This window comes from Micromonospora sp. RTBAU3-60 (assembly GCF_054963695.1).
In genome coordinates, this window is sequence record NZ_JBUEGB010000008.1 from 68671 (window position 1) to 80497 (window position 11827).

Annotated in this window: 10 protein-coding genes; 8 read left to right on the forward strand and 2 right to left on the reverse strand. The window is 70.9% G+C overall.

What is annotated here, in order from left to right:
• Positions 1 to 81 precede the first annotated feature (81 nt).
• From ACY34I_RS10585 to ACY34I_RS10595, 3 genes are all read left to right on the forward strand, one after another.
• Positions 82 to 1149: a LuxR C-terminal-related transcriptional regulator gene (locus tag ACY34I_RS10585; RefSeq protein WP_462754451.1), complete on the forward strand. Its 1068-nt coding sequence runs from the start codon at positions 82 to 84 to the stop codon at positions 1147 to 1149.
• Positions 1130 to 2176, forward strand: a complete 1047-nt coding sequence (locus ACY34I_RS10590; protein WP_462754452.1) for a LuxR C-terminal-related transcriptional regulator — start codon at positions 1130 to 1132, stop codon at positions 2174 to 2176. Before ACY34I_RS10585 ends, ACY34I_RS10590 begins: the two co-directional genes overlap by 20 nt.
• A 314-nt stretch (positions 2177 to 2490) precedes the next feature.
• A complete protein-coding gene (locus tag ACY34I_RS10595; protein WP_462754454.1) occupies positions 2491 to 6468 on the forward strand; it encodes a carboxypeptidase regulatory-like domain-containing protein in 3978 nt (1325 codons plus the stop codon).
• Between the two features lie 162 nt (positions 6469 to 6630).
• On the opposite strand, the gene ACY34I_RS10600 is transcribed toward ACY34I_RS10595, so the two are convergent.
• Both ACY34I_RS10600 and ACY34I_RS10605 read right to left on the reverse strand, forming a co-directional pair.
• Entirely contained in the window at positions 6631 to 6831 is a 201-nt protein-coding gene (locus ACY34I_RS10600) for a DUF397 domain-containing protein (protein WP_462754455.1), read from the reverse strand.
• A 68-nt stretch (positions 6832 to 6899) separates the two neighbouring features.
• Positions 6900 to 7034 carry a hypothetical protein gene (locus tag ACY34I_RS10605; RefSeq protein WP_462754456.1) on the reverse strand — a complete coding sequence of 45 codons (135 nt, stop codon included), beginning with the start codon at positions 7032 to 7034 and terminating at the stop codon, positions 6900 to 6902.
• A 100-nt stretch (positions 7035 to 7134) separates the two neighbouring features.
• Between ACY34I_RS10605 and ACY34I_RS10610 the strand changes: the two genes are divergently transcribed.
• The 5 genes from ACY34I_RS10610 to ACY34I_RS10630 all read left to right on the forward strand — a co-directional run bounded on the left by ACY34I_RS10610 (position 7135) and on the right by ACY34I_RS10630 (position 11672).
• Complete coding sequence (locus ACY34I_RS10610; RefSeq protein ID WP_462754457.1) at positions 7135 to 7293, forward strand: hypothetical protein; 159 nt, start codon at positions 7135 to 7137, stop codon at positions 7291 to 7293.
• Positions 7294 to 7391: 98 nt separating this feature from the next.
• Positions 7392 to 8756 (forward strand): glutamine synthetase family protein, encoded by a 1365-nt coding sequence (locus tag ACY34I_RS10615; protein WP_148795009.1) that lies wholly within the window; start codon positions 7392 to 7394, stop codon positions 8754 to 8756.
• Positions 8757 to 8784: 28 nt separating this feature from the next.
• On the forward strand, positions 8785 to 10140 hold the full coding sequence (locus ACY34I_RS10620) for an aldehyde dehydrogenase family protein (protein ID WP_462754459.1): 1356 nt from the start codon (positions 8785 to 8787) through the stop codon (positions 10138 to 10140).
• Between the two features lie 4 nt (positions 10141 to 10144).
• Positions 10145 to 10912, forward strand: coding sequence for a 3-oxoacyl-ACP reductase (locus tag ACY34I_RS10625; RefSeq protein ID WP_462754461.1), 768 nt, complete (start codon positions 10145 to 10147; stop codon positions 10910 to 10912).
• 55 nt (positions 10913 to 10967) lie between these two features.
• Positions 10968 to 11672, forward strand: a complete 705-nt coding sequence (locus ACY34I_RS10630) for a gamma-glutamyl-gamma-aminobutyrate hydrolase family protein (protein ID WP_462754463.1) — start codon at positions 10968 to 10970, stop codon at positions 11670 to 11672.
• Positions 11673 to 11827 lie beyond the last annotated feature (155 nt).

The following is an 11827-nucleotide window of genomic DNA, read 5'->3' on the forward strand; positions in this document are numbered from 1 at the left end:
ACCTTGGCACGGAGGTGACGTATTCCGGAAGGCGTCAAACTTTCCTATTGACGACAATGGCGGGAAAAGGAGACGGTGGACATGCATCATCCAGCCGCGCTCGGCGTACTCGGCCTGAATCAGACCGAACAGGACTTCTACGAGCGACTGATCGGTTGCCCGCCGATGACAGTCGGTCAGCTCGACGAGCTTGCCGACGAATGCGGCTATACCGGTCAGGCCGGCCGCGTCCTGTCGCGACTCGTCCAGCTCGGACTGGTCGCGGCCGTGCCCAGCGATCCCGAGCGCTGGTCGGCCACTCCGCCGAACACCGCCCTGCAGATGCTGCTCAGCGCCCGTGACCGCGCGCTGGCCGAGGCGCGCGGGCGGGTCGCCGACCTGGTCAGCCGGTTCGTTCGGACCGAGATCAATCACGACCACGCGGCCATGGTCGAGGTGATCCGCGGGCGCGAGAAGCACATCCGGCGGTTCACGGAGCTGCAGCGCGGCGCGCGCCACCAAGTGCGCGCGTGCGACGGTCCGCCATATCCGGCCAACGACGCGGTCCAGCTCAACACCACTGAGGTCGACCAACTCCAAGCCGGGCTCCAGGTCCGGGTCATCTACGACCGCCGGGCACTGGACATCCCTGGCCGACTGGCCGACCTGGAGGCCGGTATCGCCGCGGGTGAGCAGGCCAGGGTGGCGGACATCCCGCTTAAGATGATGCTGTTCGACGACACGGCGGCGGTCCTGCCGCTGTCCCAGCCACCGGATGTGGAGTCGCGACTGGTGGTCCACCACCCGGTACTGCTGGACGCGCTGTCCGCCTTGTTCGAGATCCATTGGCAACACGCGCTGCCGCTGCACGTCAGCGGAGGACGGGCCGAGCTGGACGGGAGCGGAACGACGCCCTCATCCATGGACCGGCACCTGCTCGTGCTGCTGGTCGCCGGTCAAACCGACCAGGAGATCGCCGCCCAGCTCGGCGTTAGCGACCGCACGGTCCGCGCCCGGGTACGTGCCATGATGGCCCGGCTGGATGCAACCACGCGGTTCCAAGCCGGCTACCAGGCGGTGGTACGTGGCTGGCTGACGACCGGCAGCCAAGACTCCCCCGATGCCGTCCCGACCACCACGGCCCCAGCCGATGCCGCCAGACTTCGGTGACCAGGACAACTGTTCGGTGATCGGGCTCGCCCCAGCCGAGCAAACCGCCTACGAGCTGCTGATCGAACGGCCGTCGGCCACACTCGCCGACCTCGAGGCGGCGTGGTCCCGGCCCGAGCCGCTGGCCGAGGTGCTGGCCGGCCTCGAAGAACGGTCCCTGATCAGCCGCGAGGCCGGCCCCCCGGTCCGGTTCCAGGCGGCCTCTCCCGCAGCGGCCTTCGGCGCGCTGTTCGCTGACTACGAAGAGCAGCTCGAGCGGGCCCGCCGGCACGTCGCCGTGCTCGACGCCGCCTATCAGGCCCAGCCCGCGGTATCGGACAGCGCCAGCATGGTCGAGGTGATCACCGGACCGCGCGCAGTTCGCCAGCGATGGCTGCAGATCGAGCGAAGCGCCCGCCAACACATCAGCTGCCTGGCCAAGCCGCCCTACCTGTCGACGGCGGGGGGGCTGGCGATCGGGGTGCTCGACAGCACCAACCCTCGCGAACCCGACCGCGATGCGGTGCGCCGCGACCTGACCTGGCGCACCATCTACGACCGCTCGGCCATCAAGCATCCCGGTTCACTGGCCGCCGTGGAGCGCTCGATCCAGGCCGGACAGCTCGCCCGGGTGCTGCCCGACCTGCCGATCAGCCTCTGGCTGGCCGACGCGAAGGTCGCGTTCTTGCCCCTGCAACGCCATACGGCGGCTCAGGACGCAATCATCGTGGTCCACCCCTCGGCGCTCCTGGACGCCCTGGTCTCGCTGTTCGAAGGGCTGTGGCAGCGCGCGCTGCCGCTGCACCGGCCCGCGCCCGGCCAAGCCGAGCCCGATGACACGGGACGCCTCGGGGACGATGGGGACCGGCTCATCACCTTGCTCCTGTCGGGGCTCACCGACGAGGCGATCGCGCGTCAACTCGGCCTGTCGCACCGCACGGTGCAGCGACGGGTCGCCGCCCTGATGGCCAATCTCGGCGCACACAGCCGGTTCCAGGCCGGTGTGCGTGCCGCGCTGCAACAGGCACCCCGCCGGTCGGCTGAGTGACCCAACTCCCCGGGGACGGGCCGAGTGCCATCTGCACCACGTTGGGACGAGGACCCGGCGACGCCGCACGGTGACGACGCGCTGACTATCAGTTGGCCGCAAGTTGACCGGATTGCTGCCGAGTTGCCCATGCCGCCGGGTAGCCCCAGCCGTGCCGAGTGATTCATGTTGTTCTATAACCCACGACCGTGGGGTGTCATGCGCGTCCTGTCTCTGGGGGCGCGCTAGTCCATGGAGGTTCCGTGCACACACGAACCAGGCATGCGAGACGCGCGTCAGTCGTGACAGCGGCTCTCGCGGTTCTCGCGACAGCGATGGCGAGCGCAGGACCCGCCGCGTTCGCCGCGCCATCGACCACAGCACCGTCAGCCAACCCGGCCGACAAGCTCACCTCGGCCGTTGAAAAGACGCTCACCACGCACGACTCGGCGGACTTCTGGGTGAAGCTGTCGGCGAAGGCCAACCTGGACGCGGCGCCGGACATCGCCGACTGGGGCAAGCGCGGCCAGTACGTCTACGACAGGCTCACCAGCACGGCCAAGACGTCCCAGGCCGACGTGATCCAGCAGCTCGAGGCGAACGGCGTCGACTACGAGAGCTTCTGGATCAGCAACCGCATCCTCGTCGAGGACGGCACGCTGGAGCTCGCCAAGGATCTCGCCGCCCAGCCCGAGGTCAGCCAGATCGCCGAGACCACGAAGTTCGACCTCGTCGAGCCGGTCAAGCGCGAGAAGGCGTCGGCGAACGCCCCGGCCACGGTCGAGTGGGGCCTCGACTTCATCAACGCCCCTGAGGTCTGGGCCCAGGGCTTCACGGGCGAGGGCATCGTCGTGTCGAGCGTCGACACCGGTGTCCAGTTCGACCACCCGGCGCTCGCCGACGGTTACCGCGGTCGGCAGCCCGACGGGACGATCGACAACAACTACAACTTCTTCGACTCCTCCGGACGGTGCGGCTCGTCCGGCAGTCCGTGCGACGTGAACGGGCACGGCACCCACACCATGGGCACCATGATGGGCGACGACGGTCACGGCAACCAGATCGGTGTCGCGCCCGACGCGCAGTGGATCGAGGCCAACGGCTGCGACACCTGCTCGGACGCCGACCTGCTCGAGTCCGGTCAGTGGATCACCGCCCCGACCCGCACGGACGGCACCGCTGCCGACCCGGCGAAGCGCCCGCACGTCGTCAACAACTCGTGGGGCTACACCGCCGCCGGGACCATCACCGACTGGTACCAGGACATCACCGACGCGTGGGCTGCCGCCGGCATCTTCGGCGCCTGGTCGGCGGGCAACAGCGGTCCCGGTTGCCAAACGACCTCCTCGCCGGGCGCGAACACTACGAATTACTCGGCGGGCGCGGTCGACTCCTCGGGCCGCATCGCGTCCTTCTCCTCGCGCGGTCCCGGTGAGGGCGGCGGGATCAAGCCGAACATCTCGGCCCCGGGCGTGAACGTCCGCTCCTCGGTCCCCGGTGGTGGGTACGCGAACTACAACGGCACCTCGATGGCCGCCCCGCACCTCGCGGGCGCCGTCGCCGTACTGTGGAGCGCCGCACCGGCACTGATCGGCGACATCCCGGGCACCTGGGAACTGCTGAACCGGACCGCCCACAACGTCGACGACACCTCGTGCGGCGGCACCGCCGAGAACAACAACGTCTACGGCGAAGGCACGCTCGACCTGGCCGCGCTGATCGACGCTGCGCCGATCGGTGACATGGGCACCGTTGCCGGCACCGTCACCGAGGCCGACGGCGACCCGATCAGCGGGGCGCGCGTGACGGTCGACGGCGAGCACGACCGTACCGTCACCACCGGCACGGACGGCACGTACTCCGTCCGCGTCGCCGTGGGCGACTACCAGGTCTCGGCCTCGGCGTTCGGCTACCTGCCGTCTGCCCCGACCGGCGCCACGGTCACCGTCGACGCGACCACCACGGTGAACATCGACCTCGAGGCCGCGCCACGCCACACCGTGTCCGGCACCGTCACGGACATCGCCACGGGCAACCCGTTCGTCGGCACCACGGTGAGCATCTCCGCACCGATCGACCCGGTCACCACCGACGCCAACGGCGCGTTCGCGTTCACCGACGTGCCCGAGGGCACCTACACGATCTCGGTCGAGGGCGGCTCCTGCACGAGCGAGTTCTCGGAGGAGGTCGTCGTCGACGGCGACGAGACGGTCACCGCCGAAATCGCCCGGAGGTACGACGGCTTCGGGTACTTCTGCACCGTCGGCAGCGACGGGCTCGCCACGGGTGACACCCGGGTGAACCTGACCGGTGACGACGCGGCGACCACGGTCCCGCTGCCGTTCTCGTTCCCGTACTACGACGGTGACTTCACGACGGCGTACGTGACCACCAACGGCCACGTGAACTTCGCCGGGCTCTCGACGGCATACAGCAACGTCGCGATCCCGAGCAGTGCCGTGCCCAACGCGGCGATCTACCCGCTGTGGGACGACCTGTACTTCGACGCCTCGGCGGGTCTGTACACCGCGACCACCCAGGTCGATGGGGTCGACGCGTTCGTGCTCGAGTGGCGTAATGTCACGACCTACGGCAACCGCAACCTGCGGACGAATTTCTCCGTGACCCTCCTGGCGAACGGTGAGATCGAGCTCGGCTACGGGGCGAACTCGGGCGGAGCGGCGGCCGGCAGCTCGGCCACGGTGGGTATCGAGAACGAGAACGGCACCATCGCCCACCAGTTCTCCTACAACACCCCGGCGATCAACGCCGGAATGTCGATCCACTACGACTCCGCGCCGCGGGGCACGGTGGCCGGCACGGTGACCGACCGGAACACGGGTGCGCCGATCTCCGGCGCGACCGTGGCCATCTCCTCCGACGCCCAGAGCAAGACCGTGACCACTGGAGCGGACGGCACATACTCGACGTCGGTCATCACCGGTGGCTACTCGGTCAAGATCACGGCGCCGAAGTATCGGGATGCCACCGGCTCGGTCATGGTCACCGAGGACGACACCGTGAGGTTCGACGCCGCGCTGGCCGCGGGCAAGGTGACCATCGTTTCTGATGGCGACACCCATGCCAATCTGCCCATGGGCGGCTCCCACACCGAGAAGCTCACGATCACCAACGAGGGCACCGCCCCGGCGTCGGTCGATCTGGAAGCCGGCGGCGGCGATTTCCAGCCGCTCGCCACGCGTGCTCTCACGGCGGTGAAGGGTAAGGCGACCGTCCCGGCGTCGGTGGCCCCGAAGGGGAAGCTGTCGGCGGGCGGCTCGTCGATGTCGCCTTCGAACGTCAAGGGCGAGACGGTGACGCCTCAGGCGGCGCAGACCCCGGCCGACGAGATCACCATCACGCACTCCGCGTCGCAGGCGATCACGGCCGGCAACTCGGCGTCGTGCAACAACGGCGCCACCACCCGGAACAACTCGTACCTGCGGACGTTCACGCTGGCCGACTTCGGGCTCAACGGCCTGGACGTGTCGAGCGTGTCGTTCGGCGTGGAGACGAACCGGGGGAACCAACCGCTCACGGTCAACCTCTACACGCTCAATGGCGACCTGCGGTACGCCAACATGACGCTCATCGGCTCGGCCGACGCCACGGTTCCGGCCGGTACCGGCACTCTGGTGACGGTCCCGGTCGAGGGCGCGGTCCCGTCCGGCGGCACCCTGGTGGTCGAGGTGAAGGTCCCTGCCGATGGCTTCTTCTTCATCGGCTCGAACAACGCCGGCCAGACTGCGCCGTCGTACATCGCCTCGGTGGACTGCGGCATCTCCGAGCCGGCCGACACGGCGTCGATCGGTTTCCCGGGCATGCACATCGTGATGAACGTGACGGGTAGCTCGGGCGCTCCGGCGGACTGGGTGTCCTTCGACAACCCGTCCTTCACGCTCAACCCGGGCGAGTCGCGCACGGTGACGGCGACCATGTCGGCCGACGTCGACCAGCCGGGCGCGTACTCCGCCGTGATCGGTGCCAGCACCAACACGCCGTACAACGTGGGTGAGGTGCCGGTGTCGATGAACGTCACCGCCCCGAAGTCGTGGGGCAAGGTCACCGGCACCGTCACCTCGGCAAACGGCCAGCCGCTCGGTGGGGCCATCGTCCAGGTGAACGGCGGCAAGGGATACCGCAAGACGCTGGTCACCGAGAGTGACGGTACGTACGCGTACTGGATCGACTCGACGGTGAGCCCGCTCACGCTGGTCGTCGCGGCCGAGGGCCACGCGCCTGCGACGAAGAAGGTCACGCTCAAGGCGGGCCAGACGGTCAGGGCGGACTTCTCGCTCGACCCGCTCGGGTAGCGCATACACGGGGCGCGCCGTAGCGCGCGTCCCGTAGCGCGCGTCCTGTACGACGACGGCCCGGTCACCATCCAGGTGGCCGGGCCGCCGTCGGCGGAGACAGTTCCTGGGCAGACGACCGAGAAGGCGGAGGCGGGAGGACCTTCTGTCGTGCTGCCCAGATCAGCCCACGGAGCCGAGATGCTTTGCCAGGTCGACGAAGGACTGCCACGACATGGGGGTGACGTGGAGGGTGCCGCCCTCCCGGTCCTTGGTGTCGCGCACCAGCACGACGCCCGGCAGGTTGTCGGCGACCTCCACGCATGACCCGCCGTTGCCGCCGGACCTGGTCGACTTCCGCCACAGCGGGGTCATCACGTCCATGACTTCGCCACTTCCTTGATCAACTCGAACGACTGCCGGCGGGGGAGCGCTTCGTTCCGCACGATCTCTCATGTCATCGCCAGCTTAGCGATGTCGGCTGGTGCATCGACGATCTGCGCACTGAGCTGGTTGTCCGCGTGAGCCACGCGTGCGCCGTCGGGCAGTTCGGCGATGATGAACTGCCCGGCCAGACCCAGGTACATCCCAGCATCCACGGGCACGACGTGCACCTGGAGCGTTCCGACGCGCCCGCTCTGGCGGTGCCGGAACTGCGGCGCGGAGTGGCCCTGCCAGCCGGCCCGGTTGTCGCTGCTGGTCGAGTACCGGGGGAACCGGACCGCGCTGCTGCTCTACCTCGGCGGGCTGATGGCCGAGGCCCGGGAACAGCTCGCCCAGCTCAACCCGGACCACGCCCCGGACCTGCACCACCGGTTCATCGCGTGGGCGCGGGTCCGCGACTGACGTGATCCCGGCGCGGCAGGGGTCGATCGATCACGTCCGGAGGGAGCATTGACGGTGATCCGGTTCTGCGCGTAGACCTTTCCCATGGAGGCGCACCCATGAGGAAAGCCCCGCTCACGCTGGAACAGCTGCGCGTCGCGGTCGCCGACGGCGAGCTCGACACGGTGGTGCTGGCCCTGACCGACATGCAGGGCCGGCTCCAGGGCAAACGGTTCCACGCCCCGTACTTCCTCGACCAGGTGGTCGCGCACGGCAGCGAGGGCTGCAACTATCTGCTCGCCGTCGACGTCGACATGAACACCGTCGACGGGTACGCGATGTCCAGCTGGGAACGCGGCTACGGCGACTTCGCGCTCAAGCCCGACCTGGGCACGCTGCGCCGGATGCCGTGGCAGCCGGGCAGCGCCCTGCTCCTGGCCGACCTGGAGTGGCTGGACGGCTCCGGCCCGGTGATCGCCTCACCCCGGCAGATCCTGCGCCGGCAGCTCGACCGGCTGGCCGGGCACGGGCTGACCGCGTACGCCGGGACCGAGCTGGAGTTCGTGCTGTTCCGCGACTCGTACGAGGAGGCGTGGCGGCGCGGCTACCGCGACCTGACGCCGGCCAACCAGTACAACGTGGACTACTCGCTGCTCGGCACCGCCCGGGTGGAGCCGCTGCTGCGCCGGATCCGCACCGAGATGGCCGGGGCGGGACTGACCCCGGAGAGCGCCAAGGGCGAGTGCAACCTCGGCCAGCACGAGATCGCCTTCCGCTACGACGAGGCGCTGGCCTGCGCCGACCACCACGTCATCTACAAGAACGGGGCGAAGGAGATCGCCGCCCAGGAGGGCATGTCGATCACCTTCATGGCCAAGCCGAACGCGCGGGAGGGCAGCTCCTGCCACATCCACTTCTCGCTGCGCGACGCCGCCGGCCGCTCGGCCCTGCTCGGGGACGGGCCGGCGCACCTCAGCGAGACCGGGCGGCGGGTGCTGGCCGGGCTGCTCGCCACCATGCGCGAGTTCAGCCTCTTCTTCGCCCCGAACGTCAACTCCTACAAGCGCTACCAGCCGGGCTCCTTCGCCCCGACCGCGCTGCGCTGGGGCACCGACAACCGCACCTGCGCGCTGCGCCTGGTCGGGCACGGCCAGGGCATGCGGGTGGAGAACCGGGTGCCCGGCGCGGACGTCAACCCCTACCTGGCGATCGCCGCGCTGGTGGCCGGCGCGGTGTACGGCATCGAGCGGGAGCTGGAGCTGGGCGAGGAGTGCACCGGCAACGCGTACGACGACGGGGCCGCGGCGCGGGTGCCGGGCACCCTGCGCGACGCGCTCGCCCTCTGGGAGTCCTCCGAGGTGGCCCGGGACGCCTTCGGCACCGAGGTGGTCGCCCACTACGCCAACCAGGCCCGGGTCGAGCTGACCGCCTTCGACGCCGCCGTGACCGACTGGGAACTGGTCCGTGGCTTCGAACGTCTCTGATCCGCCGCGACGTGCAGGAGGAGGGCATGTGACCGAGGTGCGGAACCCGGCGACGGGGGAGGTGCTGCGCGAGGTGCCGGCCACCTCGGCGGCCGAGACCGACGCGGCGATCGCCCGGGCGACCCGGGCGTACGAGTCGTGGCGGGCGGTGGCCCCGGGGGACCGGGCGCGCCTGCTGCGACGGTTCGCCGCCGTGGTGGACGCGCACCTTGGGGAACTGGCCCTGTTGGAGGTCCGCAACGCGGGCCACACCATCGGCAACGCCCGCTGGGAGGCGGGCAACGTCCGGGACGTCCTCGACTACTACGCCGGCGCGCCGGAGCGGCTCACCGGGCGGCAGATCCCGGTGCCCGGCGGGCTGGACGTCACCTTCCACGAACCGCTCGGTGTGGTCGGCGTGATCGTGCCGTGGAACTTCCCGATGCCCATCGCCGGCTGGGGCTTCGCGCCCGCCCTCGCCGCCGGCAACACGGTGGTGCTCAAGCCGGCCGAGCTGACCCCGCTGACCGCGCTGCGCCTGGCCGACCTCGCGCTGGAGGCCGGGCTCCCGGAGGGCGTGTTCACCGTCCTGCCCGGGGAGGGGAGTGTGGTCGGGGAGCGGTTCGTCACCCACCCGGCGGTGCGCAAGGTCTGCTTCACCGGCTCCACCGAGGTCGGGACCCGGATCATGGCCGGCTGCGCGGCCCAGGTGAAGCGGGTGACGCTGGAGCTGGGCGGGAAGTCCGCCAACCTGGTCTTCGCCGACGCCGACGTGGCGAAGGCGGCGGCCACCGCGCCGTACGCGGTCTTCGACAACGCCGGCCAGGACTGCTGCGCCCGCTCCCGGATCCTGGTCCAGCGCCCGGTGTACGACCGCTTCCTGGAACTGCTCGAACCGGCCGTGCGCGCCTTCCGGGTCGAGGACCCGGCCGCCGAGACGGCCGAGATGGGACCGCTGATCTCCGCCGGGCACCGGGAGCGGGTCGCCGGGTACGTCGACGGGGCGAAGGTGGCCTTCACCGGCTCCCGCCCCGACGGCCCCGGCTGGTGGTACGCCCCGACCGTGCTGCTCGCCGACTCGCCGGCCGACCGGCACTGGCGCGAGGAGGTGTTCGGCCCGGTGGTGTCGGTGCTCCCCTTCGACGACGAGGCGGACGCGATCCGGCTGGCCAACGACACCGAGTACGGCCTGTCCGGCTCGATCTGGACCCGGGACGTGGGCCGGGCGGTCCGGGTGGCCCGGGCCGTGGAGTCCGGCAACCTCAGCGTGAACTCGCACTCCTCGGTGCGCTACTGGACCCCGTTCGGCGGGATGAAGCGCTCCGGGCTCGGCCGGGAGCTGGGTCCGGACGCGCTGCACGCCTTCACCGACGTCAAGAACGTCTTCATCTCGACAGAGGAGTGACGCAGTGCAGGGACGGCTGGAGGACCGGGTCGCGGTGGTGACCGGAGCGGGCAGCGGCATCGGGCTGGCCACCGTGCGGCGGTTCGCCGCCGAGGGGGCCCGGGTGGTCTGCGTCGACATCGACACCGAGGCGGGCAAGCGGGCCGCCGACGAGGTGGGCGGCGAGTTCGTCGCCTGCGACGTGGCCGACGAGAGCTCGGTCCGGGACCTGTTCGACGGGGTGGCCGAGCGGCACGGCCGGGTCGACGTGGCGTTCAACAACGCCGGCATCTCGCCACCGGACGACGACTCCATCCTGGACACCGGGCTGGACGCCTGGGAGCGGGTGCTGCGGGTCAACACCACCAGCGTCTACCTGTGCTGCAAGTACGTCATCCCGCACATGCGCCGCCAGGGCAAGGGCTCGATCATCAACACCGCCTCGTTCGTCGCGCTGATGGGCGCGGCGACCTCGCAGATCGCGTACACGGCGAGCAAGGGCGGGGTGCTCGCGATGACCCGGGAGCTGGGCGTGCAGTTCGCCCGGGAGGGGATCCGGGTCAACGCGCTCTGCCCCGGCCCGGTGGCCACGCCGCTGCTGCTGGAGCTGTTCGCCAAGGACCCGGAGCGGGCGGCCCGCCGCCTCGTCCACGTGCCGATGGGCCGGTTCGGCAACCCGGAGGAGATCGCCGCCGCGGTGGCCTTCCTGGCCAGCGACGACGCGTCGTTCATGACCGCCGCGCAGTTCGTGGTGGACGGCGGGATCACCGGCGCCTATGTGACACCCCTGTGAGCGCGAGGAGTGAGCCGGGGTTGCGAGCCCCGCAATCGCGAACGGTGCCGGCCCGGTGAGCCGGCCGCTGATCGGGATCACCGCGTACGTCGAGCCGGCCGGCTGGGCGGTGTGGCGGGACGTCCCGGCGGCGCTGGTGCCGCAGGCGTACGTCCGGGCGGTGACCGCCGCCGGTGGCCGGGCCGTGGTGCTGCCCCCGGACGACGCGGACGCGGACGTGCTGCGGGTCCTCGACGGGCTGCTGCTGGCCGGCGGCGCGGACGTCGGCCCGGAGCGGTACGGGCAGCCGCCCGACCCGCGCACCGAGAGCCGGCCGGACCGGGACGCGGGTGAGCTGGCCCTGCTGACCGCCGCGCTCGCCGCCGACCTGCCGGTGCTCGGGGTGTGCCGGGGCATGCAGCTGCTCGCGGTCGCTCACGGCGGCGCGCTGCACCAGCACCTGCCGGACCTGGTCGGCCACGACGGGCACCGGCCGGCCCCCGGGGCGTACGGCGCCCACCCGGTCCGGTTCGCCCCCGGCAGCCTGGCCGGGGCGGTGATGGCCGGGGTGGACCGCGTCAACTCGTACCACCACCAGGGGGTGGCCGACCCGGGCAGCCTGACCGCCACCGGCTGGGCCGACGACGGGGTGGTGGAGGCCGTCGAGGACCCGGGGCGACGCTTCCTGCTCGGGGTGCAGTGGCATCCGGAGAACGACCCCGACTCCCGGCCGGTGGCCGCCCTGGTCCGCGCCGCCAGCGGCGGGCCGGCGACGGAGTGACCCGGATCACCGGCCCGCGCCGGGGTCCCGCGGCGACGTGCCGCCCGGGTCGCGGTCGGTCGGCGGTTACGCCAGGATGAGGCGGAGGTGACAGCGTCCCGCGTCGGGCGTTAGGTTGCTCCGCCGCCTGGGTACAAGGCGGGGACGGCCGGCGG

Bases quoted from the DNA above. Each gene is read 5' to 3' on its own strand.
- ACY34I_RS10590 (WP_462754452.1), top strand. From the start codon at position 1,130: ATGCCGCCAGACTTCGGTGACCAGGACAACTGTTCGGTGATCGGGCTC.
- ACY34I_RS10595 (WP_462754454.1), top strand. From the start codon at position 2,491: ATGGCGAGCGCAGGACCCGCCGCGTTCGCCGCGCCATCGACCACAGCA.
- ACY34I_RS10605 (WP_462754456.1), bottom strand. From the start codon at position 7,034: ATGTACCTGGGTCTGGCCGGGCAGTTCATCATCGCCGAACTGCCCGAC.
- ACY34I_RS10600 (WP_462754455.1), bottom strand. From the start codon at position 6,831: ATGGACGTGATGACCCCGCTGTGGCGGAAGTCGACCAGGTCCGGCGGC.
- ACY34I_RS10585 (WP_462754451.1), top strand. From the start codon at position 82: ATGCATCATCCAGCCGCGCTCGGCGTACTCGGCCTGAATCAGACCGAA.
- ACY34I_RS10615 (WP_148795009.1), top strand. From the start codon at position 7,392: ATGAGGAAAGCCCCGCTCACGCTGGAACAGCTGCGCGTCGCGGTCGCC.